Source organism: Hungatella sp. SL.1.14 (genome assembly GCF_024460495.1).
Taxonomy (GTDB): Bacteria; Bacillota; Clostridia; order Lachnospirales; family Lachnospiraceae; genus Hungatella; species Hungatella hathewayi.
In genome coordinates, this window is record NZ_JANFYJ010000026.1 from 17,776 (window position 1) to 41,730 (window position 23,955).

Sequence of the window (23,955 nt, forward strand, 5' to 3'; positions counted from 1 at the left end):
GGCAGCATCACGTTTTTCGTTCTTCTGGGACAGGTACGAAAAATTCACCGTAATCCACCCCGAAAATCCGTTTTAATGCCATCATTTCCGTAGCCCTGATGTTTGACAGCCCGACCTCAATTTTTGCATAATTCCCCCTTGTTATGTTGCATTCCATCAACTGCATTTTCGCCACCGTCTGTTCCTGCGTGAGACCCGTCCGTTTCCTTAATCTTCTGATATTGTAGCCAATTACCATATCCTGCTTAATCTTCTGCTCCATCCTGTTTTGCTCCTTATAACGAACATTTTCAATTGATTCTATCTTATCCAGGTTCTATAATTGCTCTATATACGGAGCATTATTCATTTACTATTTTAATCCAGTCATATTTTGTCCGTTTATGTAATATATTAGTGATATAGAAAGGATTGATACAGCATGATAAGAAAAAAAACGGGAGAACTCACACCAAAAGAGGAGAGGGAGCTGATGCAGGAATTTGATCGCGTGGACGGGTACTGTGACACCGCAATACCGCCTGCTCCCAAAGGTGAATTCGAAAAAATAATTGCGGAGATGAAAAAAAGAAACATCGTACCACAAATCAGGGAAGAATTAAGAAAAAGATTTGGCAGATCATAAAAGTTGTCATTAACTGCTGTTTTATACATAAAACATTTCACATCACATGATCCGTATTGTATACGATCGCTTGAATGCCTGCGGCTGACACATCTGCTTTCGGTTTCAGAGGGCAGTCGCCACACACGGCTTCTTACGGCGCATGTGCTTTTTTGCTGCTCTTTACTACGGAAAAGAGTTATATCAAGTTTTTAAGTTTCTAATGTTTTATTTTATCAGTTTTATGTAAAACTGTATATTTTATTTGGAAAAATTTGGTGCTTCCAACATGGCTGTTTATGAGCACACAGTCGTCACAAGATACCATATCTTCTGAAACCCGGTAAGAAACCGGCTCCCGTTCTATCCGCCTCCGCTCAATTTGATTTACACATCATATGAACTTGACTTCCCCAATGCCGTTTTGAGGGCATAAATGGACAAACAGACATGAAATATGGCCTGGGATATCCTGTAATGAAAAGGAAATCCCGGGCCATATATATACGGCTTTTTTCTTTAATGCCTAATCTGTTATCTGCAGGCTGCCGTCTCCGGATATTCTATTATAATGCCATTTTAAAGGATATCTAGAAACAGATGCCTGAACGGCACCGTCTGCGATGCATCTCATTTAAAAGCAGAATCTTAACAATATCATTCAGCCAGTTATTTCCCGGATTCTGAGGCGGACGCGGGGGCTGCGGCTGTGGACGAGGCGGTGGTCCCCATGGCGGCGGCCCCCACGGTGGCTGCGGTGGGCGTGGTGGCTGCGGCTGCGGTGGACGCGGGGGTTGCGGTGGACGCGGGGGTTGCGGCGGGCGCGGGGGGTGCGGCGGGCGCGGCGGCTGCGGGGGACGCGGTGGTTGCGGCGGGCGCGGCGGCTGCGGTGGACGCGGTGGTTCCGGGCGCGGCGGCTGCGGGGGGCGCGGCGGCTGCGGCTGCGGGGGGCGCGGCGGCGGCGGCTGCGGACGTGGCGGCGGCCCCCACGGCGGCGGACCTTGAGGCGGCCTCTGGCCTGGCGGCGGGCCCCATGCGGGCGGGTTCTGCGACACCACCTGCTGCATTCTCCAATCTGCATCCTGCGTATTGACGCTGTTTACCTCGTACACCTCTACTTCTTCCACCTCTTCTACAGTTTCCGCAGTTTCTTCTCCTGTCTGTTCCGGCGTATTCTGCAGTCCAAGCTCCGATCCGTTCACCACTCCATCTTCCAGAATCTGCCGGCTTACGGAATCGCACACCTGATTCACCATAATGCGGTCCGGAAATTCATCATACATCGGACTGTTTTTATAATCCAGACGATCGCAGGCTGCCATCACATATTCCTGAATCCGCTTCATATGTCCCGGATACATTCCCTGCAGATACTCTAAATCCTGTACCATATGTTCCCTCTGCATCTTCGGCAGATCCTCCACAGTACTTCTGTCTCCATACAACATATACGGTTCCAGAACCTGGAAGCTGTTTCCATAAGTATGCTCTAAATTATCCTGCACAGCGGTTATCACTCCCTGCTTCTTTCTATACATAATCATCTTATGCACGTTTCAGTTGGATGTGATGAGAAACAGGACTTTTTCCCTTTATTTTATCTGTCTTCCAGTATTTTCATACGGCCCCTGAAGTCATTCAACCGGAACCAGAAGTACCGTTCATTTAAGCAGCCCCTCCTCTGTCCACTATATAATATCCGTATGCCTGCCGCGCGGATATACGAAAAAGGGTAGATTTTATTACATTTTTATCCTATAATGAATTTTTGTAATATTTTTTCATCATAATAAAATTTTTACGTGTAATTCCCGTATACGGACATCCTTTACCGTGGATTACCCCAGTAAACAGCCTCTTATTATAATTCCGGGAATGGCGAAGGCCTTATCTGGAAATAATAGGGGGATAGAAAAACATTGAAAGATAAAGTGAGGCAATATATGGAACTGCAATTTAAAGATTTAGACTCTGACGCACTGAAAACACTGGCACCCCATTTTACATTCAGAGAAAACAAAACCTGTGACAGCGTCTTCTTAGGCCTCTTCCTCTGGAAGGATTACTATCAGGTGCGCTATGCGATCGGCGCTGAAAACAACATATTCCTTCGTATCACTGCCGACGGAAAGGAGTACGCAGCTCTTCCCATCTGCCAGGCGGCTGATCTGCCCCACTCCTTTGACGTGCTGAAGGATTATTTTAACCGAATCCTGGGATTAAAGCTGAATATATTTCTGGCAGATGAAGCCGCAGTCCGCCTCTTAAATCTGCCGCAGGATGAATTTGAGATCGAAGAACTGGAGGATGCCCGGGACTACTTATACTCCGGAGACGCCCTTCGCTCTCTGGCCGGCAGAAAGCTGCATAAAAAGAAAAATCTGGTCAACTCCTTCGTAAAGAGCTGGGAAGGCCGTTTCGAATACCGCAGACTGTCCTGTGCGGACGGTCCGGAAATCAAGAGTTTCCTCGCACGCTGGGGTCTCGCCAGAGAAGAGCGTATGGAAGGCCAGCTGGAGCATGAAATCCTGGGAATTCACGAGATTCTGCGCTGCTGCTCCCTCCTCGACATTACCATGGCAGGTATTTATATCGATGGCAGTCTGGAAGCATTTACGATTGGCAGCTACAACCCTCTGGAGCAGATGGCCGTCATACACATTGAAAAAGCCAATCCTGAGATAAAAGGGCTGTATCAGTTCATCAACCAGCAGTTTCTCATTCACGAATTTCCTGACGCGGTCCTTGTAAACCGCGAGGATGACTTAGGTGACCCGGGTCTCAGACAGGCCAAGCTGTCCTACTGCCCCATAGATTTTGCGCGTAAATACAGAATCCGCCAGCGGTAACATGATTTCCGCCGGCGGATTTCCCCGCTGTCACGATCAGGATTGCTGCGCCAACTGCCTGATTTTTTTGTATAATCAGTCAGAAGCTCCTGATACTCCTTATAATAGCTGCAGTTCTCAAACAGAAGCGCCCTCTGGCGGAACTGCAGTATCCTAAACAACACAGACCAAAACCGTTAAGCCACTCTCAGAGACTGGTCACAAAGGCTGCCTATAACGCTACCCATAAAAAACGGGTGTGGCAGGAAATGAATTTTGCTCTCCAGATACCGGTTTACAAAATCCGTTTCCTGCCACACCCGTTCTATCCTCTTAATCTTCGAACAGCTTCTCCGGATAAACTCCGTCTGCCACCAGTTCCTTAATCGCCGCCGCTACCGCCGGCTTATCTTCCCGGTAAGTAACGCCAAACCACTTGTCCGGCGTCTCCAGAACCGTCACCCGTGCACGCTCTGTGCGTACAAGGCGGTCGATAATCCTTGGAAGCAGGTACTCTGTCTTGATATCTCCTTCCTTCAGACTGTCTAAAAACTCAGGGAACCCTCTCTCCAGCTCCTCTAAAAATGAAGGCGCAATTCCCCACATGTTCATGGATACATGCTGGCCGATCGGCACTTCCACCGGATTGCCGTCATCGTCACGGCCTCTCGCCACCTCCTTGTCCCTCTGAAGCTCATACGTCTCAGTGACGTCTATCAGCACGCCGTTCTCATCCACCCGGCATACGCCCCTGGTAACACCGCCATTTTCGCTCAACGTATTGCCCAGGATAAATCCGCCCATACAGATGTCGAACACGTCCGATTCCGTATCCATCTCATTCACCATATACTCGTGAATCTTCTTAAATCCCTCTTTGCCATAGTAATCATCCGCATTGATAACGATAAACGGTTCATGAATCACCTGCTTCGCACACAGGATCGCCTGGCCGGTTCCCCATGGCTTCGTCCTGTCCGCCGGCTTCTCATAGCCTTCCGGGAGATCTGTAAGCTCCTGAAATGCGTACTCAACCGGAGCAATCTTCTCGATACGACGCCCGATGATCTCCTTAAAATCCTTTTCCAGATCCTTCCGGATAATGAACACGATCTTGTTAAATCCGGCCTCCAGCGCGTCATGAATCGAATAGTCCATGATGATCTCACCACTGGGTCCTACCGGTTCCAGCTGCTTGATTCCACCGCCAAACCTGCTTCCGATACCTGCCGCCATAATCACTAATGCCGTATTCTTCATAATGCTTCTCCTCTGTTTTTTTATTAAGTGCCCCTAGTATAACACAAAAAAACCGATTATTCCACACTCTTAAGCGACTCCACCATATCAATTCCCTTCAGCTTATCATACATGGCAAGGTTGACAAACGCGGAAAACGCATACGTCATCAAAACGCTGTACGCGTAGCTTACGGGCCTGATCTGCCTTCCGAACATCAGCATATCCACTTCTACGGTAGTCATGACGTATCTGTGCAGGAAATACCCCATGACGATTCCCACCATGCTGCCCAGTATTGTCAGCATAATATTTTCCCGGTATACATAGGCGGCCAGTTCCGGATTATAGAAGCCCAGCACCTTCATGGTTGCAAGCTCCCTCTGGCGTTCGTTGATGTTGATATTGTTCAGGTTATAGAGCACCACAAAGGCCAGCAGTCCCGCCGAGATGATAAGCACCCAGATGACCACATTTAAGCTGTCCAGCATGTCGTTTATCTGCCCCCGCATGGTACCGATAAAGGTCACCGCCATCACGGAATCAAAGGACAGCAGTTCCGTTCCCAGCCGGTTCTGTGTCTCCTCATTCAAATCCTTTAAATTGAGAAACATTGTGTTATACTCAGGCGCCTCTCCATAGACCTTTTCATACAGAGCCGGTGTCATATACACGTAATGGTGAAGATAATTCTCCGCAATTCCTCCCACCACCACCGGATGATGAGTTCCTTCATCCTCCTTTAAGAAAATGGTATCTCCCACCTTCACATCCAGCAGTCCCGCCATTTTCTCCGTAACCAGCACGTGGTCGTCAGCCAGAACATACGGCTCTCTGCTTTCCCTGCTGCGCAGGTGAACAAACCGGTTCACCTCATCCAGATTTTCCGGTACAAACAGATAGGCTTCCTTCGTCACATCACCCGCCGACACATCCAGAATCGTTTCCTCCACCCGGAGCCACGCCGACACATCTCCCTGTGATACAAAGGACCGGAGCTTCTCCTGCTCCGCCTCATCTGCCTCGTCGTCAGTCTGTACCAGCACATCGTACGTCCAGATATCGTTATACTGTTTTTCTCCCAGTGTGGATATGGAGTCATTCAGGCCGAAGCCAACGAGGAGCAGCGCCATACAGCCGCCGGTTCCGAATATCGTCATCAGACACCGTTTTTTATAGCGGAACAAATTGCGCACCGTGGCCTTCTGGATAAACGTAAGCTGCCTCCACAGCGGAGTCACGTATTCCAGCAGCACCCGTTTCCCCTGCTTTGGAGGAACAGGCCGCATCAGCGCAGCCGGTGACGACAAAAGCTCCCGGTAACTGGAAAATACGGTAGCCAGAACTGTACACGCCAGCGCCAGGCCGGAGGCCAGAAGCGCGTAATGGAGGTTGAACGGGGTCAGCATCACCGGAAGGTTCTCATACAGAATAAAGTACGCAGTCATAATCACATAGGGAAGCAGCTTTTCCCCCGCTGCCGCTCCCAGAATACTTCCGGCCAGGGTAGCGGCCAGGGCGTAGCCAATATATTTGGAGGCAATACTCCATTTCCCGTACCCCAGCGCCTTTAATGTTCCGATCTGCAGACGCTGTTCCTCGACCATACGTGTCATGGTAGTAAGGCTGACAAGAGCCGCCACCAGGAAAAATATAAACGGAAATACCTTTCCGATCGCGCCGATGCGTTCTGCGTCGCTTCCGAACTCCACATAAGTCTGGATGGAATTTCTGTCCAGAACGTACCACTCCGGCTCCTTAATGTCATCAATTTCTTTCTGAGCGTCGTCAATCTTCTTTCCGGCGTCCGCGATCTTCTCTTCCGCCTCACGCCTGGAATCCTCGTATTTGCCCTTCGCCTCCTCCAAGTCCGCCTCGCCATCATTCAGCTTCTTCTGCGCTTCCTCAATATCCGCCTCCCCTTTCGCAATGTCCTTCTCCGCCTTCGGAATCTTCGCCTCGCCGTCGGCAATGTCCCGGTGGGCATCTGCAATCTTTTCTTCCCCATCGGCAATATCCCGGTGGGCATCTGCAATCTTTGCCTCGCCATCCACGATATTCTGCTTCGCATCCTCTACCTTCTGCTCACCATCGATGATTTTCTGTCTGGCATCCGCCAGCTGCTCTTCTCCCTCATCCAGTTTACGCCTGGCATTTTTAAGCTTCATTTCTCCCTGGTCCAGCTTCTTTTTTCCTTTTGCCAGTTCTCTTTTTGCCTTAGCCAGTTCCTTTTTTCCCTCTTTCACGGCCGCATCACCGTAAGTCAGCTCCTGATAGGAGGCCTGCAGCGTATGTACCCCCTCCACCAGCATTGCCCCCTCACCGCCCGGTATCATCTCCAGCCAGGGTGCATACGCGTCAATCTCAAATTCCTCCACCTGGATACGGCTGATTTCAGAAGGCGTGATATCCAGAGGAACCCCCATGGCGATCAGCCCGTTTAAGGCTTTCTTTAAATTCCGTTCCACCTCCGGCGCATTTTTCCGGTACTCTTTCCAGCCCTCCTTCAGGGTTTCCTGCTGTTCCTCCAGCTCCGCCTTTCCATCTTCGTATTCTTCCAGCCCAATCTCGTATTCCAGCCATCCGTCATCCAGCTCCATACGGGCCCCCGGCAGCTCCTCGTCGAATTTTTTACGGGCATCCTCCAGCTCTTTTTCCTTGTCCGCAACTTCCTTTTTGGCGTCCTCCAGCTCCTGCTCCTTTTCCGCCAGTGTCACTTTCCCGTCTTCCAGTTCCTGTTCTTTCTCCGCCAGCGTTACCTTAGCGTCCGCTAACTCCTGTTCCTTTTCCGCCAATGTCCGTTTTCCGTCTTCCAGATCGTTTTTGGCATTTTCTAAATCAGTTTTCCCTTTTTCCAGATCCGCACGGCCCTTTTTAATATCGTCCTTTCCCTCGTCGATTTTCTTCTGTGCATCTGCAATCTGCCGGGCCGCATCATCCAGCTTCCGGTCGGTCTCCGCCGTCTTTTCCGTCAGTTCCCTTCTGGCGTCATTTAACGCTCTGTTCGCCTCGTCTGTCACATCGCGGTACCGTATCGCGGACCGCTGTTCGGAAAGCGTATCCTCAATCTCTTTCGTTACAAGATCGATATAGTCCTGGTACTCATCGGAATAGGACAGAAAGGATTTTCCCTGTTTCGTCTGGACATAGATGTCCGTAAATACATCCATGCTGAAATTATCGGGCGTCACGGCCATAAAGGTATCGAGACTCCCATTCCCAATCGTCGTCGTCCCCCGCTCCAGCGACAGGTACCGGGAGGACATACCGATGCCCACAATCGTAAAAGTATCACACTTCAGCGTGTCAGAGAGTTCCTCAGCCGTACCGGAACAGACTTTCACCGTATCCCCCAGTTCAAACTGGCCTTTATAAGCCTTTCCCCGGTCCATCAGACATTCCCCTGCCCGCTCCGGCATACGGCCGTCCAGCAGCGTAAACTGGTTAATCTGCCCGCTCATCGAAAAAATCCGTACGGTCTGCTCCCGGTCCGGGCTTTCACAGAGCACATCCGTGGTATAGGCGCCTTCCGCATGCTCTGTCTCCGGGAGCTGGCGCACCGCCTCCACATCATCCTCTGTCAGACCCAGGGTGCCGACAATACGGATATCCATTAAATTTGTATCATCATAGTAAACATCAGCAGAGAGCTCCATGTCCGGCCTTGTAGAACGAATGCCGGCAAAAAACGCGACTCCGAGCGCGACAATAAAAAGAATCGATAAAAACCGGTTCATGCTGCGCCCTATTTCCACCATAAAGTCTTTGCGTTTTGCATTCTTCATACAAACACCATCCGATCTGAGGCATTCCACTTACCACTCGATCTTCTCCACCGGAAGCGGTTTTTCGTTCAGCACAATACTTGCCGTCTTCCCGTTCTTAATCTGTATTACCCGGTCCGCCATCGGTGCCAGCGCCGAGTTGTGAGTGATCACGATCACCGTCATCTTCTTCTCCCTGCACGTATCCTGAAGCAGTTTCAAAATAGCCTTTCCGGTCTGATAATCCAGCGCTCCCGTGGGCTCATCACAGAGCAGCAGTTTGGGATTTTTCGCCAGCGCCCTGGCGATGGACACCCGCTGCTGCTCCCCGCCCGAAAGCTGCGCAGGAAAGTTGTTAAGTCTCTCCCCCAGTCCCACATCGATCAGAACCCGCTCCGCGTCGAGGGGATTTTTGCAGATCTGAAGCGCCAGCTCCACATTTTCCAGAGCTGTCAAGTTCTGTAACAGATTATAAAACTGAAATACAAAGCCGATATCATTTCTCCGGTACCCCGTCAGCTTTTTCTCCGGGTACGAAGCAATGTTGACGCCGTCCACCAGGATTTCCCCTGAGGTAGCAGTGTCCATCCCTCCCAGAATATTTAATACCGTAGTCTTTCCCGCCCCGCTGGGCCCCACGATCACCACGAATTCGCCCTTCTCGATGGCAAAGCTGATTCCGTCCACCGCATGAATGGTAATCTCGCCCATATGGTAACTTTTTCTTACCTCCTTAAGTTCAACAAATGCCAAAAAGCACCGCCTTTCTCACTTACATTTTATCGGTCACATTCGCTGCCGCGTTCTTATTCTGAGATGCGATTTCACTCATATCTTTCTTCTTTTATTATATTTTAATATGACATCAGATTCAAGTATATCCATCTTAATTCACCAGGCCTTAACCCTTTTTTCACCGGATTGGGATATTACTTCTTCAATTTTCCCATGACAGACCAGCCACCCGCAACTCCCGTCACCAGCCCCAGAATCACAGATGCAGCCGTCAGTTTCGGAAATACCTCCGCCGGCGGCAGCAGACTCACGGTGCCGCCGGACAGACTGAGCCCTGCTGCCACCAGCTCCAGCCCCCAGCGGTACCCCGCCAGCAGGAGCAGAAGGGGAATGCACATTCCTGCAAGCCCCATAACGAGTCCCTCCACCAGAAAGGGAACACTGATAAATTCCTCCCTGGCCCCCATCAGCCGCATAACCCGGGTCTTCCCCTTCTGAGATTCAATACCGACAGAAAGAGTGTTGTGAATCAGCAGAATGGAAATCAGAAGCAGAATCGCCGCACTCCCCGCAGTCAGTCTCGATATCACCGTCTTGATACGAAGCAGCGCACGCACCGTATCCGCCGAATGTGTCACCTTGCGGACCCCTTCCAGCCCCTTCACATACTCCACGAAGCCCTCCTGCTGCTCGATTCCTTTGACATAGACCTGATAGTGATTGGACGCCGCCAGCGGGTTATCCCCGTCAAAGACTCCATCTAACAGTTCCCCGTCTTCAAAATAATCATTCCGAAATCCTTCCCAGGCGTCATCTGCAGAGGTATAAACTGTTCGCTCAACCTCCGGTCTCTCACGGATTAAATTTCCGATCTCCTCCACCCGTTCGGGGGCTGCCGTTTCCTCAAAGAATACCGCCACATAGACATCTTCCTCCGTCTTCGTAAGCACACCGTCCAGATTTAAAACAGCAATATAAAAAATGCCAAACAGAAAAATACACGCCGCCATGGTAAGGACGGATGCCGCCGTGTACACCTTGTTATGCCACAGATTTTTAAATCCAAGCCGGCATAAATACAGCCATGTCCTAACAGCCATACATCAGACCTCCCCTGCTGCTGTCCTTAATCACCTTTCCATACCTCAGCGCAATCTGACGCCTGTGCATGTACTTCACCAGCTCCTGATTATGGGATACCACAAGCACAGTCGTGCCCTGACGGTTAATCTTCTCCAGCAGGCGCATAATCTCTTCGGCATTCTTCTGATCCAGATTCCCCGTAGGTTCATCAGCCAGCAGAAGTACCGGCTGGTTTACCACCGCACGGGCCAATGCCGTCCGCTGTTTTTCTCCGCCGGAGAGCTGCCCCGGATAACAGCCTGCTTTTTTCTCCAGCCCCACCTGTCCCAGAACCTCCATCACCCGGCTGCGCATCCGTTTATGGTCTGCCTCGACGACACGCTGGGCAAACGCCACATTTTCATAGACAGTAAAATCGGGAAACAGGCAGAAATCCTGAAATACCATACCAATATACCGGCGGTAACGGCAGACCTGCCGTTCCTTCAGCTGCCTCAAATCAATGCCGTTCACCACAATATTTCCCTGATCCGCCTCCGTCTCCCGCAGAATCAGTTCCAGAAGCGTCGTCTTTCCCGCCCCGCTGTTCCCCACAAGGAAGACGAATTCCCCTTTTTCTATCTGCAGGCTCACGTCATCAAGCGCTTTTTGCCCCGTTCCGTATGTCTTTGTCACTCTGTCAAATGAAATCATAGTGTTATCCACAGTACTCCCCTTTTCCATCGCAGTTATCCACGAAATAAACAGTCTTTCTTCGGGATCAGATGTCTTTCTTCTTCAGCTTATAAACAAAAGCAAGCACCTTTGCCACCGTCTGATAGAATTCCTCCGGAATCTCCATATCCACCTCAACGCTGGCATACAGCCCTCTTGCCAGAGGTTTGTCCTCCATAATATAGACCCCGTTGGCCTCTCCCACCTCTACGATCTTAAGCGCCAGATGATCGGCGCCTTTCGCAAGAACCACCGGAGCCCGGTTGGCATTGGAATCATATCCAAGGGCTACCGCAAAATGGGTGGGATTTCTGATGATCACATCTGCCTTCGGGACATTCTGCATCATACGCATGGACGCCATCTGGCGCTGTTTCTCCCTGATCCGTCCTTTGATCTGCGGATCGCCCTCTGTCTGCTTATACTCGTCCTTGATTTCCTGTTTACTCATGCGCAGATTCTTCTCATACTCCCACCACTGGTAGAGATAGTCAAACGCAGCCAGAAAAATAAAGGCGGCCCCCACCGTGTTCACCAGCGACACCGCAGTGTCCCCGACATACACAAAAGCCGCCTGTACCGTACCATCCATCAGACGTGCAAACTCGTGGATTCTCCCCTTTATGTAACTGTAGATCACCCAGGCCAGGATGGTAATCTTAATCAGCGCTTTTAAGAGTTCCACCACCGAGCGGATAGAAAACATCCGCTTAAAGCCCTTTAAAAGGCTGATCCGGTCCATTTTAAATTTCATGACATCCGCAGAGAACGACAGTCGTGTCTGAAAGAATGTCGTGACAACCGCCACCGCCACCCCGATAAAAAGCAGCGGCAGAGCCGCCTGCCCAAACAGGAACATGGCTTTTAACAGCTTGTCCGGCAAATCCTCCGCTGTCAATGGCTCCGTCGAAGCGGCATAAGAAAAGAACAGTTCCATGGACGCCTTCAGCGTTCGGTATATCATGGGTGCCAGAGCGTTTAAGGAATTAAACAGCACCAGAAGAGAGCAGACGGCAATTACGTCGCTGCTCTGAAACACATTTCCTTTTTTCCGTTCGTCCTGCCGTCGTTTCGGTGTGGCTTTCTCGGTCTTTTCATCTGCCGCCACGCTCATCACTCCCTTCTGTCTGCAGACTAAACCCTTAAGCGTCTATGATGCAAACATCATCATGACCTTTTGTACCTCGCTCATCATCATTCCGAAATAGGAGTCGATAAACGCCCCGATGGGACGCGCAAACAGCATCATCAATAAAATACCCAGCAGAATCTTCGACTGGATATTAATCACAAATACATGAATCTGGGGAATCAGCTTCATAAGCACGCCCATGGATACCTCCAGCACAAACTCTGCCGCCACAAACGGCAGAGCCAGCTTGATCACCATTAAAAAGACACTGCCGAATATGCTCACAAGATACCAGGCAATATCCTGAGTCACCAGCCTGGCGGCTCCCACGGGTATCATCTCGTACGTATAGGCAAACAGCTTCACCGTCAGAAGATGGCAGCCGGTCGCAAAGAAATACAGGAAAAAGAAGACATGAATAAACTGTCCCAGAATCGCGGTCTGTACGCCTCCTGCCGGATCCATGATCTTGCCCATGGACAGCCCGAACACCGTGTCCATCAAATCTCCCGCTGCATAGATCATATAGAAAAACAGCTGAAACACGCTTCCGATCACCAGCCCCATGATCACCTCGCGCATCAGTGCCTCCGCCATCTGAAAGGTACTGTAGGCCTGTATGGCGGCGCTGCCCTGGACCGCTGTCGGCGCGATCACCAGGCTGAGCGTCAGCACCAGCCCTGTCTTCACCATGGCGGGAATTCCCCTCCTGGCAAACACCGGATGAACAAAGATCAGTCCTCCCATCCGCGCAAACACCAACAAAAACACATCAAAATACTCTAAAACGCCGCTATCCATCACATATTCCCCGTGTTAAAGCGATGCCATAATCGCAAACAGCTCCACCACAAACTCATCCATCACCTTAAACATCCAGGATCCCAGCGCCAAAAGCACCAGCGCAATCACCAGCAGCTTCGGGACGAACGTAAGAGTCTGTTCATGAATCTGCGTCGCCGCCTGAAAGATCGCTACGATCAGCCCCACGACAATACTGATGATCAACAGCGGTCCCGCTATTTCAAATGCAACCATCATGGCTTCCTTCATCACTTCCATTACCTGGTCTGCAGTCATACTATGTACCCCCTCGTCATCGGAATCCGGTAACCAGCGTCTTAATCACAAGACTCCAGCCATCTACCAGAACAAACATCATAATCTTAAATGGCAGCGCGATCATGGTAGGAGGCAGCATCACCATTCCCATGGACATCAGCGTGCTGGACACCACCAGATCGATAATCAGAAACGGGATATAGATCAGAAATCCCATCGTAAACGCCTTATTAAGCTCACTCAAAATAAAAGACGGAACCAGCACTGTCAAGCCCAGCTTCATATAGCCTTCCGGTCCCCCCGATACATCAGGAACCTCCGTCTTTGAGATGGAAAGAAATAAATCCAGACTCTTCTTCTCTGTCTGTTTTAACATAAACTCTTTCATGGGCTCCTGCGCCCTGGTAAACGCCTCTTCCCTCGTGATTGCTCCCGCTTTATAGGGTTCGTACGCCTGTGTATTCACTTTGGCAAACACCGGACTCATGATAAACAGTGTCAGAAACAGCGCCAGTCCGATCATCACCTGGTTGGGCGGGGACTGCTGCGTCCCCAGTGCATTGCGCAGAAATGACAGAACAATGACAATCCGTGTAAAACTTGTCATCATAATCAGCAGCGATGGCACTACGGCAAGAAACAGAAACAGGAACATGATATCCAGCATGTCCATGGGCTTTCCGCTTCCGGAGCTTCCCTCCAGTGTCAGAGAAATGTCCGATGCAAACGCGATCTGTCCGCATGCAGCGGACACCCTGATAAACGCCGCCAGGCCAAGTACGCCCCCGGCAATTTTCCTTATCCCCTTCATCATAGATCTCTCCCGTTTTTCTTCTGTCGTTCGTCCTGCTGCCGCCCATCTTTTTTGACCAGTGTTTTGAGCTGTTCCGTAAATACAGACGCAAAGTCCGGCGAAACCTCCGCCGGACTCTTTCTCTCATAAGTTTCCAGTTCCTCCAGTCTGGTGATACCGGCCGGAGATACTCCCACAAGCAGAATCCGTCCCTGAACATCAACAATCATCAGATAGCTGTCCCGCCCCACGGCCAGACGGTCCAGAATCTTCATATCGCCGGACTGCTGTCTTCCATTCATTCCTCTTCCCAGCATCCTTGTCGTCACGTATGCCAGAATAAGGACCAGTATCAGTACAATCAGATAAAATAACACTTTAAGAACCGCCATATTAATCCCTCTTGCCGATTATCTCAATAATTCTTGCGGCAAACTTGTCATCTGTCACTAAAACATCGCTTTTTCCGATCAGTTTTCCATTGACCACCACATCCGCAGGCGATCCCGCCTGTTTATCCAGTGTTAGAATCTGTCCCTTCTGCAGCGCCAGAATATCTTTCACACTGCATACCGTTCCGCCAATCCTGACCGACACATCAAGTGTAATATCCCGGAGTTTTTTCCTCTCCTCACCGATATGATCCACCTGATTATCCAAAGGGACATACTTAAATTCCGGAAATGACACCTCCCGGAACGCAACCGTCTTCTCTTTTTTCCTGAAAGGCAGCTCCTCCGTATGTACCGCTTCCTCTGCCGCCGGCTCCTGTCCCATGACCGGAATCCCGAAAATCTCCTGAAGCTCTTCCGTGGCGATGCCCAATACCTCCGCTGACAAAACACCCTCAATCTCCAGGTGGAAGCGGATCAGCAGCAGATGAGGCACTTTATCCCACAGGCTAATCGTATCCAGAATCCGTTCCGCACTGTCAAACGCCGTAACGCGTGTCAATACTTCCCCCATCTCACGCCCCAGAAAATCACCCAGATTCTCCATGGCCGCACCCATGCACTGGGACGCGACTTCTTTTAAGGTGCTTAAAGCGATCTCATCAAGGGGACTCTCCGTATTCACCGGCAGACCCATAATAAAATTCGAAATCTTTAACATATCCGCCCGGTCAAATACGTACAGCTGCGGAACCCGCAGCCCTTCAGCCGTCCGCTCCGCCTCGATCACCACATTAAAATGGGGCAGATATTCCGTCAGGGTCTCCATATCTGTCTCGCCAAGCTCTGTCACCGCCGCCCTGGCATTTCTGCCAAGAAGAGAAGCCAGCGTATTGCAGACAGGCACCGCCTCCATATCCAGAAGCTCTGTCAACGCTTCCTGATCCAAATATCCCATACTCTTCCTCCCGGCTATAATACCTTATTAATCTCAACCGCTTTGCGCAGCTTCGTGTGCCCCAGCCTGGCCTCGAAGCAGGCTATATCCTCGACGTAAATATCAATGCTGCTGTCCACTTTTTTATTGAGAGGCACCACATCCCCCGGCTGCAGCTGGAGAATGTCCTGGGCATCCAGTGAAAATTCATGGAAAACAGCCCGCAGTTCCACCTCAGATTCCAGCAGATGCTGTTCAATATAGCCTCTCTTTGCCAGCTGCTTCGCCTCATCCTTCTTCTGGCTGACCGCGTATGTGTAACCGAACTTCGAAGTCAGTTCCTCCACATTAGGTGCAGGCATCACCAGATTTAACACTGCCGAAAGCTGATCGATCCGCACCTCCAGCTCCACCTGTATCACCACGTCCTCGGGGGCGCTCACCTGAAGCAGATGAGGATTCGTTTGAAGGCCGGTCAGCGCCGCATCTACATCCAGATATTCCTTCCAGGAGTCGCCGATAAATTCCGTTATCTTCCCAAGTAAATACTGCAGAATCGCTTTTTCGATATCCGTAAAATCACGGCTCAGTTCATATTCGGTGCCAGCGCCGCCGAGCAGGCGTTCAATCATGAAAAAGGCCAGTCTGGTATCCACTTCCAGTACCAGAGGAGCCTCATTGTAATCCTTGTTGTCCGGGATCAGGGTAATCATGCCAAAAAGAGACCGGTCAGGAACAGAATTGCTGAATTCCTGATACCGTCTCTCCACGATCCCCGTCACACTTATCTCACAGTAGGACTGCATCAATCCCGTCAGATACGGTGCAAGCGCACGTGCAAAACTGTCATATAAGTTTTCCACCGTGCTCATGCGCTCTTTCGTAAATTTCTTGGGCGATTTAAAATCGTATGTCTTTATCACTGCGCTGTACCTTCCTGTCCCCCGCTCATGTCCGCCGGCATGTCAACCGGAAACAGCGGATCCATCGTCTCTATCCCATCCAGGTTATCCTGGGAGACCTCATAATCGTTGCCCAGAATGATCATGTCCACCCTGCGGTTCAGTTCACGGCCCTCCTTCGTGCTGTTATCCGCGATGGGATAATACTTGCCGTAACCGCGGCAAATCAGCTTTTTCGGCTCCAGACCGACGTGATCCTCCAGATAGATTGCCACATTGTCGGCTCGCTCAGAAGAAAGCAGCCGGTCATTGATCAGAGAATTGGCCGCCTGGGCGGTGTGTCCGTTAATATAGATCGCCATAATCTCATCCTGCCTGTCCTTCAGCATGATCCCAAGGGCATCCAGCATGGATTTGCTGTTCTCCTGTAAGACCGCGCTGTCAGGTGCAAACAGCAGATCATTCTTAAACCGGATATAGACCGCGTTCTCACTGTCGGAAACAACCGCATCCAGGTTTTCCATCTGGAAATACGACTGGATATCCTTCGCCATATCGGCCATGGCAAGAGAGGAGGCAGACCGCGCTCCGCCGCCGGTTCCGGTGTTAAACTGGGATCCTTCTCCCTCCGGAGCACTGGCTCCCTCACTGATACTGGGATATTTCAGATCCTGCGGCACATCCTCCAGGTCATTGGTCGATTCAATTCCCAGCTGGCGCTGCATCGCCGCCGCGATCTCTTCCAGCTTGCTGATATTTACATTGGAAATACTGTATAGCAGTACAAAGAAGGTCAGGACAAGGGTTATCATATCCGCGTAGGTATTTAACCACTCCTGACCTCCTCCTTCTTCTCTTCGTTTCTTCATGTTATTTCCCAATCTCCAGGGCTTTTAATGCCATGCTTTTTGCAATGTTCAGTGCTGTCACATTGGCCTCATAGGCACGGGTGGCGGCCATCAAATCCACCATCTCCTCGGCACTGTTCACGTTCGGCATCATAACATACCCGTCCTCATTGGCGTCGGGATGATCCGGATCGTAGACCGGTACGAGAGGATTCTGGCTCTCCACCACTTCCTCCACATAGACTCCGCCGCGGTCTGCCTTTGTCATGGCTTTGCCCAGCTCGGACTTGAAATCCAGCTGATTTTCCCGCAGCACCACCTGTTTTCTACGGTAGGGGCCTCCCTCTGCCGTTCTTGTCGTATTCTGGTTCGCCAGGTTCTGCAGGATAATGTCCGTGCGGAACCGTTCCGCTGTCAGGGCCGAACCCGTTATATTGAGAGAATCCAAATACCCCATAAGCCGCTCCTTTTATTTACCCGTATTGTTAATCACATATCTAAGTGTGGAAAGCTTTCCCGACATCCGGGACGTCATGGCCGAATACTCGGTATACGCCTTCCATAAGTCCAGCTCCTCTTTTTCCACCTGTACATTGTTCCCGTCCGGCCTGGCCTCCGTATCGTTATCCGTTCCGACAACCGCCTTATAGACAGGACCGCTTCCGTCCGCCGCCTCTTTTAACACCTGTTTAAATTCTACTTTTTTCGCTTTAAATCCCGGCGTCTCGACATTGGCGATATTATGGCCGGCAACCTGCTGCTTCAGCCACATGGCGTCCAGTCCGCTCTGCAGCGCCCGAAACGCCGCATCCTCAAATAATGGCATAGATACACTCCTTATCTCATCCTGTGTGTCCCATTCGAACCTGCTTATCCGCCTGGGAAAACGCTTCCTTCAGCTCGGCAATCATGGGGAGCACTTCTTCCACCGGTTCCGGGCTCTTCTTAATATTCGCCTGAAGAATCTGATAGTTAAAATATTCATAAAGGGAGGCCAGTCCTCCCGCCACCTCATACTGGTGATCCAGCGTGGAGGACAGGTGGGCAACGATGGCCTGCGCCTTCTTAAAATGCGCATTGCTTCCCTCATAATCATTCTGCTCCAGGCTCACAAGCCCTTTGTTTAACCGGTTGATCACCTCGTCAAACAGCAGATTGATCATATCGCCCTGCGTCATGGTCATGACAGACTGCTCTTTATATCTTGCATATGGGTTTTGCATAATTATACTCCTTTATTATGAAGAGAACTGCTGGGTCAGCCAGGAACTCTGGCTGTTCATGTTGGAAATGGCCTGCTCCATGGCATTAAACTGCTTCCAGTAACGGGTCCGCTCCAGTTCATACTTGGTATTTAACTTGGACAGTGTCTCGGATATGCGCTTCATCTCATCATAGATCGTGTTGCTGGTAATCAGTACATCCTTGGTACCCGCGTAACGAACCATACTTCCCGGACTTCCGCTGCTGACATTCGCCGCATCCCTGATAGCCTGCTGCAGCTTTACCGCCACGCCCTGCTCCTTGTCCGTAAACAGCTTCCGGATATTATCCGCATTGGTAGCCACCATGGACTTTAACGTATCTTCGTCAATAACCAGTTTTCCGTTGTCGCGCCAGTTGTCCGAAGTCTCGATCCCGATATCGTAAAGCGCAAGCCCCGCGTCCTCTACACTGCTGTAAAGCACCATTCTCATATCACTCAAAAAGCTGGAGACGTTGGAATCGTTATGAAGGAGTCCCTTCTTCGATTTTTCCTCCCAGAGTTCGATCTCCCGGTCGCTCATCTCTTTCTTCTGGGCGTCTGTAAGCGGAGCGTACTTCTTGTAAGTCGCCTCCTCCGATACATAACTGTTCAGTTCTTCAATCAGAGTATTATAATCCTCTACAAAACTCTTTAAACTATCTATTATTTTATCAGTATCCCGGGAGGTAGTCAAGCTAATTGGGGGGTCTCCGGCACCGGTTGTGCCCGTTAATTCCATGGTAATTCCATCCAGCTCAAATGTGTTGGTATTACGCTCCATGGTGACGCCGTCAACGGTAAGTTTTGCGTTCTGGCCGGCGGTGATTTGGGCGGTCATTTGGGGATCGTAGGTGTAAACAGGTGTATCAAAAAGGTCTTTGATATACTGGTTAACTGCATCATCTGTTCCGGATATTGAGACACTTTTCCCGCCTCCGGTAATCTCCAGTTTTCCATTGGAAAATGTCACACTGGCTCCAGAAGCGTCATGAATTGCATCCACAATTTTTGTCTCTGCATCTGAGTCTGCCAGATTTACAACTTTTAACGTACCGTCAGGAGACGTTATGTGAAGCTCACCGGAATTTGGTCTGGAAGATACAACATTGGACTGAACTTTACGGTCCTTATGCTCCAATAAAATGCTGTCTGTACCAAACAACTTTTTAATTGCTTCTTTTCCCGCACTGTCCGTTCCCGTCGAATCCACACGTGCTTTCATTTCCAGAGATCCGGAAGTTCCGGTAATATTAAGTCTGCCGTCCTGGAAGGAGGCACTGACTCCTGCCACTGCATTCAGATTCTGAACCAGCATATCGATACTTGTGTTTAAATCAATGGTAACATCTCCTGCTGCTCCCGTTACTGTAATTTCACCCTGCAAGCCCGTCAGATCAGATCCTGTTAACAGGTTATCACCCGCTACAAATCCAAGGCCAGAAGCAAATCCTTTTGTCAGGTTATCCGAAGTAAAGCCTACCTTATGTTCCTTAGATGTCAAAACTACCATATCTGTCCCGGGTACAGCAGGATTCTCCTTCATGGAAAATCGTACTGCCTCGGTACCAAATTTTCGATCCAGTTGAGAGTTGATGGCATCCAGAACGCTCTGAGAAGACTCGTATTTACTGTTACCGGTTTTCCCTTCCAGTGTGATCTCTACATCTTTTCCGTCAACCTGAAACACCAGCTTTTCATCATTTCCGCTGTTTAAAACTCTCCTGACATCCTCTAAACCGATTGCAGTGTCTCCTGTCAGTTCCTTTGAAAACAGTGATGACTGAACTCCTGCAGCCTCCACACCAAACATGGAAGTGAGCAGCGTTCCATAGGTCTGCTTCATGGTAATATTGGATATGGACCCGGTCGAAGTCGATTCCATAATAAACTTATCCGCCGCCGAAGAATACGACACCTTTACTCCCGCTCCGCTGTTATTGATGGCACTGATCACATCACTCAGAGTAGAATCCTCAGTCAATCCTTTAATGGTTACACCATTAATCTCAAATTCGTATCTGCCGCCCTGCGGTTTATTGGCAAAGTTCATGTTTTTCAGGGAGGTGCCATAGTCCAGTTTATTGGAAAATCCAGTCCCGAATCCGAGATTCTCCACCGTACCGGCATCCCCGGAGGACTGAATAATGACTCTTCTTGAAGAGTCCACGGGAACATCGGTTGGGTTTCCAGCCGCATCCAGCTGCACCAGCTCCATCGTTCCTTTATCACTTCCCGTTCCAGCCGTATATTTCATACCGACTGCCGTACCAAAATTCCGGTACAGCGCCTGGTTAATATTCTTTATTGTATCCGCATCATTTGCACCTGCAGTAAATGTGATCGTCCGGTTCACCCCGTCAAGTGTCGCGGAGAATGAGTACGTATCTCCATTGGTAAACTGGCTCATATCAGCGCCGCTTCCCACTGGCGTTCCCGTCACCGTTCCTGCCGTTTTCACTGTACACGCCGTAGCCAGACGCTCAATCGAATCAATCTTCATACTGCTGACTGCATTCCCTGAAACCGATGTAACCTTAATATTCGAAGAACTGCTGACACCAGTCATCGTATTATATAAGCTGCTGCTCAGCAGATTCGTATCGCCGCTTCCATAATAGGAAAAGTATTTGTCACTGAACGTGTTGATCTTCGTAATAAGGCTTCGGTAGATATCCTGTTTCCACTCCAGCTGCTGTTTTAGTCCCGTCTGTTTGTCGATCTTGGACTGGGTTCCAGACAGCATGCTCTGTACCATGCTTTCCGTATCCATGCCGGAAGCAAGCCCCGCTATATAGTTTTTATTGCCGCTGTTGCTGACTGTATTAATTGATGACGTCGATGACATCACGCCTCCCCCTATCTTTTCTGATTATAGAGCATGCCCTTCGTTCCCTGGTCCATCTGCTTTAAATAACCGGTGAATCTGGTATTTGTGTTGTTTTTCCTGATTTTATCCTGAAGCAGGTTTCTGACTCGTTCCATCTCAGCCAGGGCTCCGGGCTCCAGCTCCCGGATTCGGGTCATAACCGTAAAAATTTCCTGCCCTTCCGAAAAAAGTGCCTGCTCCTCTTCACTTAGCTTCCTGAAATCCCACCTGTTTTTTGAAATCTCAAAGAGCCGTTCTCCCTCCTCCGAAAAGTTCTTCATTGCCTTCAGCCGCTCATCAATCCCGTCTATCTCTTCGATCAGCCACTGTCTTGCAGCAATTCCGGCCTCAAACTCTTCCGCCTCTCTGCACTCCTGTGAGGCAATCCGGCGTGTCTCCTCCTCATACTGAAGAAAGCAGGCTTTCTTCTCATGGAGCAGTTTCCGCATCTCATCAATCATCTCCATGATTTTCCTCCTGCTGCTTCTCTTCCTCTTCCTCAGATGACATGGCCCGTAAATTTCTGGACAGCTGGAACACCTTTAACAAGTCGACCTTATCCGAAGCTTCTTTATTATTTTCAACCGTTAAATACAACTCTGTACGGCAGATCTTCATGTCCTCGGGAGCCGATATCCCCAGACGTACCTTGTCTCCCTTTACCTCGGTTACAAATATCTCGATATCATCACCGATTTTGATGGACTCACCCTTTTTTCTGGTTAGTATCAGCATACGTCATCCTCCGCTTCCTCATCGAAAATGGGCTGCCGTATGGCATAGTCCTGTTCCAGAATCACCTGTACTGCCAGATTTGTCTTATGATTGATGATAATCGGACTCTTTAAATTGACTGTAGATTTACGGAAGGTTTCCCCTATGACCATAAGGACCCAGCAGTCCAGATCATCCTCGGGTACCGCCTGAAGCATAATCAGAACGTCCTGCATGACCACCGGTGCATAATCCCGCCTCACCTCCAGCGGATTCAGCATGATAAAACAGACGTTTTTCTGTTCAATTGACTGCAGCCAGCAGATCCCATTTCCCATATTGGAATCATTGACCAGGACGAACTGGGTGAACTCCTCAAAGCCAAAGATCGGCTGCTTAAACGTTATGATATTTTTCTCTTCTATTTCGAGGATTCCAAAATCCCTTGTCTCAATCTTCAAGTTTTTCCCTCCGCCTTTTTAACCCCTGTTATTCCTCGTAAGCCGGGTTTGCACTCGGCGGAACATACATGGGCTCACCTATGTACTCGATATCCACTTTGGGATACTGCTCCACATTTACATTCAGCTCGCCGGGTACGTAGACCGCTTCCGTCTTCTGTACCACCGGCTTAAAATCCACGGAGGCCGGTGTAAAATCAACGGCCAGATCCGCTGGAGTCCAGGAAATATCTGCTCCCACGGAGGGGATAAAACCGATTCCCGTTGTCACACTGGTCTGGGCAAGCATCTGGTTTTTCATGATATCCGCCACAGTGACTCCATCCTGAATCTGCATCATCTGATTGCCAACCCGCGAATACTGGGCAGTTGCATCGGCAGCGGCTTTGATCCCCGCCTGGGCCGCATCGCTCATCAGACCCCGGGCCGTCTTAAATCCCATGCTGTCTCTGGAGCGTGAGGTATCGATGTTTACTTTAATCGTTTCGGATTTCATATTCAGGCGTCCCGGGTTCTGGATAATGCCGATTTCCGGATCCGGAATCTGGCTGTCCAGCCTGGCTCGCTGTGACGTCATGGACAACTTGATGGGTGTAGTCGTAATTTTCAATACATTCATGTAATGACACCTCTTCTCCTGATATTATTTCATAAAATCAAAAATCGAGGGTGGTATGATGCTGGACCCCAGCTGCAGTGTTACCATCCAGGCAGTCTCATAAGACTTGTTGTTAACGGCCTCCGTCTCCACGCTTACCGCTTCCAGATTCTTCTGTGTCTCTTTGAGATTGACAAGACCGCTCTCTAACCGGTCCTTGGTGCGGTCTAAGAGTTTTTCTCTGGTACCGATTTCAGAGGTCGCTATCGAAATATTGCTCTGTTTCTTCTTAAGCTGTGAGAGCGTATCCATGGCACCGCTCTTATCTCCATCCTTTAACTGGCTTTCTATCTTCCCGATCAGACTGTAGATGTTATTGGGAATTCCCTGATCATCGGTGCCATAGCCCAATACATCGACACCGGATGTGGATATCCGGATTCCGGTTCCCGCCGTATTTGTACCGCTGGCGTAGGTTCCGAAACCGATGTCCAGATACACCGGTTTATTTTCATTGAAATGGGTAGCCGGATCATCCGGATTATAGGCATCTACCGCCTTGCCGTTAAACAGCAGATTCCCCTCCGCATCCAGTGTAAACGGTGCCTCGCCGTTCGCTGAACCGGAAAATAAAAATTTATCTCCATATCTGGCATTCATGGTCTGAAGAATCTCTTCCTTGAGTCCGCCAAGCTCCTCGGCGATCGCGTCCAGGTTGTCCTGACTGCTGGCGCCGCCCGCCCTGGTCGCCTTCTCAAAGACAGTCTCCAGAATCGAATTAATCGTTGCAATATTGGAATCTGCAGTATCCAGCTCTCCCACCGCATTTTTCACGGTGTTGATATGTTCCTCGCTCCTGGCGATCTGATCACGCACGGTAAATGCCTTGGCAGCCGCCGCCGGGTCCTCGGAAACGTGATTGTACTGTCTCTGAGAGGTCAGCTTCAGGTTTGAGGACGCCAGATTCGCTACATTTCTCTGAAGATTCCTGTTATACATTGCCGTCATCATATTTTCTGTAATTCTCATACGCCCCT

26 protein-coding genes are annotated in these 23,955 nt (G+C 50.0%); 2 read left to right on the top strand and 24 right to left on the bottom strand.

Annotated elements, in window-relative coordinates:
- Positions 1-7: 7 nt before the first annotated feature.
- Positions 8-262: a helix-turn-helix domain-containing protein gene (locus NE473_RS23475; protein WP_055652351.1), complete on the bottom strand. Its 255-nt coding sequence runs from the start codon at positions 260-262 to the stop codon at positions 8-10.
- Between the two features lie 159 nt (positions 263-421).
- Between NE473_RS23475 and NE473_RS23480 the strand changes: the two genes are divergently transcribed.
- Positions 422-625, top strand: coding sequence for a hypothetical protein (locus tag NE473_RS23480; protein ID WP_006773629.1), 204 nt, complete (start codon positions 422-424; stop codon positions 623-625).
- A gap of 569 nt (positions 626-1,194) precedes the next feature.
- On the opposite strand, the gene NE473_RS23485 is transcribed toward NE473_RS23480, so the two are convergent.
- Positions 1,195-2,109: a hypothetical protein gene (locus NE473_RS23485; RefSeq protein ID WP_256265399.1), complete on the bottom strand. Its 915-nt coding sequence runs from the start codon at positions 2,107-2,109 to the stop codon at positions 1,195-1,197.
- A gap of 438 nt (positions 2,110-2,547) precedes the next feature.
- Here NE473_RS23485 and NE473_RS23490 point away from each other — a divergent pair, with 438 nt between their 5' ends.
- Complete coding sequence (locus tag NE473_RS23490) at positions 2,548-3,453, top strand: DUF2156 domain-containing protein (RefSeq protein ID WP_022031794.1); 906 nt, start codon at positions 2,548-2,550, stop codon at positions 3,451-3,453.
- A gap of 312 nt (positions 3,454-3,765) precedes the next feature.
- Here NE473_RS23490 and NE473_RS23495 read toward each other — a convergent pair whose 3' ends face one another.
- The 22 genes from NE473_RS23495 to NE473_RS23600 all read right to left on the bottom strand — a co-directional run bounded on the left by NE473_RS23495 (position 3,766) and on the right by NE473_RS23600 (position 23,947).
- Complete coding sequence (locus tag NE473_RS23495) at positions 3,766-4,692, bottom strand: sugar phosphate nucleotidyltransferase (RefSeq protein WP_055649389.1); 927 nt, start codon at positions 4,690-4,692, stop codon at positions 3,766-3,768.
- A gap of 56 nt (positions 4,693-4,748) precedes the next feature.
- A complete protein-coding gene (locus tag NE473_RS23500; protein WP_055649390.1) occupies positions 4,749-8,456 on the bottom strand; it encodes an ABC transporter permease in 3,708 nt (1,235 codons plus the stop codon).
- Between the two features lie 30 nt (positions 8,457-8,486).
- Positions 8,487-9,146 carry an ABC transporter ATP-binding protein gene (locus NE473_RS23505; protein WP_055649561.1) on the bottom strand — a complete coding sequence of 220 codons (660 nt, stop codon included), beginning with the start codon at positions 9,144-9,146 and terminating at the stop codon, positions 8,487-8,489.
- Positions 9,147-9,364: 218 nt separating this feature from the next.
- Positions 9,365-10,270 carry a cell division protein FtsX gene (locus tag NE473_RS23510; RefSeq protein WP_055649391.1) on the bottom strand — a complete coding sequence of 302 codons (906 nt, stop codon included), beginning with the start codon at positions 10,268-10,270 and terminating at the stop codon, positions 9,365-9,367.
- The gene (ftsE, locus tag NE473_RS23515; RefSeq protein ID WP_055649392.1) at positions 10,260-10,976 is read right to left on the bottom strand and encodes a cell division ATP-binding protein FtsE; all 717 of its coding nucleotides are present in this window, start codon (positions 10,974-10,976) and stop codon (positions 10,260-10,262) included. The genes NE473_RS23510 and ftsE overlap by 11 nt, the downstream gene beginning before the upstream one ends.
- Positions 10,977-11,013: 37 nt before the next feature.
- Positions 11,014-12,075, bottom strand: a complete 1,062-nt coding sequence (gene flhB / locus NE473_RS23520; RefSeq protein WP_055649562.1) for a flagellar biosynthesis protein FlhB — start codon at positions 12,073-12,075, stop codon at positions 11,014-11,016.
- Between the two features lie 42 nt (positions 12,076-12,117).
- Positions 12,118-12,900, bottom strand: coding sequence for a flagellar biosynthetic protein FliR (locus NE473_RS23525; protein WP_055649393.1), 783 nt, complete (start codon positions 12,898-12,900; stop codon positions 12,118-12,120).
- A 15-nt stretch (positions 12,901-12,915) separates the two neighbouring features.
- Positions 12,916-13,179 (bottom strand): flagellar biosynthesis protein FliQ, encoded by a 264-nt coding sequence (gene fliQ / locus NE473_RS23530; protein WP_006773578.1) that lies wholly within the window; start codon positions 13,177-13,179, stop codon positions 12,916-12,918.
- A gap of 16 nt (positions 13,180-13,195) precedes the next feature.
- Complete coding sequence (fliP, locus tag NE473_RS23535; protein WP_006773579.1) at positions 13,196-13,975, bottom strand: flagellar type III secretion system pore protein FliP; 780 nt, start codon at positions 13,973-13,975, stop codon at positions 13,196-13,198.
- Positions 13,972-14,346, bottom strand: coding sequence for a flagellar biosynthetic protein FliO (fliO, locus tag NE473_RS23540; RefSeq protein ID WP_006773580.1), 375 nt, complete (start codon positions 14,344-14,346; stop codon positions 13,972-13,974). Before fliO ends, fliP begins: the two co-directional genes overlap by 4 nt.
- A 1-nt stretch (position 14,347) precedes the next feature.
- Positions 14,348-15,304 (bottom strand): FliM/FliN family flagellar motor switch protein, encoded by a 957-nt coding sequence (locus NE473_RS23545; RefSeq protein WP_022031803.1) that lies wholly within the window; start codon positions 15,302-15,304, stop codon positions 14,348-14,350.
- Positions 15,305-15,318: 14 nt separating this feature from the next.
- Entirely contained in the window at positions 15,319-16,206 is an 888-nt protein-coding gene (locus NE473_RS23550) for a flagellar motor switch protein FliM (protein WP_055649394.1), read from the bottom strand.
- Positions 16,203-17,054 carry an OmpA/MotB family protein gene (locus NE473_RS23555; RefSeq protein ID WP_055649395.1) on the bottom strand — a complete coding sequence of 284 codons (852 nt, stop codon included), beginning with the start codon at positions 17,052-17,054 and terminating at the stop codon, positions 16,203-16,205. Before NE473_RS23555 ends, NE473_RS23550 begins: the two co-directional genes overlap by 4 nt.
- Before the next feature lies 1 nt (position 17,055).
- A complete protein-coding gene (gene flgC / locus NE473_RS23560) occupies positions 17,056-17,490 on the bottom strand; it encodes a flagellar basal body rod protein FlgC (RefSeq protein WP_002605080.1) in 435 nt (144 codons plus the stop codon).
- A gap of 12 nt (positions 17,491-17,502) precedes the next feature.
- A complete protein-coding gene (locus tag NE473_RS23565; protein WP_006773585.1) occupies positions 17,503-17,859 on the bottom strand; it encodes a flagellar basal body rod protein FlgB in 357 nt (118 codons plus the stop codon).
- Between the two features lie 16 nt (positions 17,860-17,875).
- Positions 17,876-18,256 carry a flagellar export chaperone FliS gene (gene fliS, locus NE473_RS23570; RefSeq protein WP_006773586.1) on the bottom strand — a complete coding sequence of 127 codons (381 nt, stop codon included), beginning with the start codon at positions 18,254-18,256 and terminating at the stop codon, positions 17,876-17,878.
- Positions 18,257-18,271: 15 nt separating this feature from the next.
- On the bottom strand, positions 18,272-21,124 hold the full coding sequence (fliD, locus tag NE473_RS23575) for a flagellar filament capping protein FliD (RefSeq protein WP_055649396.1): 2,853 nt from the start codon (positions 21,122-21,124) through the stop codon (positions 18,272-18,274).
- An 11-nt stretch (positions 21,125-21,135) separates the two neighbouring features.
- A complete protein-coding gene (locus tag NE473_RS23580; protein WP_055649397.1) occupies positions 21,136-21,612 on the bottom strand; it encodes a hypothetical protein in 477 nt (158 codons plus the stop codon).
- Positions 21,599-21,880, bottom strand: coding sequence for a carbon storage regulator CsrA (gene csrA / locus NE473_RS23585; protein ID WP_055649398.1), 282 nt, complete (start codon positions 21,878-21,880; stop codon positions 21,599-21,601). The genes NE473_RS23580 and csrA overlap by 14 nt, the downstream gene beginning before the upstream one ends.
- Entirely contained in the window at positions 21,874-22,320 is a 447-nt protein-coding gene (gene fliW / locus NE473_RS23590; RefSeq protein ID WP_006773590.1) for a flagellar assembly protein FliW, read from the bottom strand. Before fliW ends, csrA begins: the two co-directional genes overlap by 7 nt.
- A 28-nt stretch (positions 22,321-22,348) precedes the next feature.
- Complete coding sequence (locus tag NE473_RS23595) at positions 22,349-22,939, bottom strand: DUF6470 family protein (protein ID WP_055649399.1); 591 nt, start codon at positions 22,937-22,939, stop codon at positions 22,349-22,351.
- 24 nt (positions 22,940-22,963) lie between these two features.
- Entirely contained in the window at positions 22,964-23,947 is a 984-nt protein-coding gene (locus NE473_RS23600; protein WP_055649400.1) for a flagellin N-terminal helical domain-containing protein, read from the bottom strand.
- Positions 23,948-23,955 lie beyond the last annotated feature (8 nt).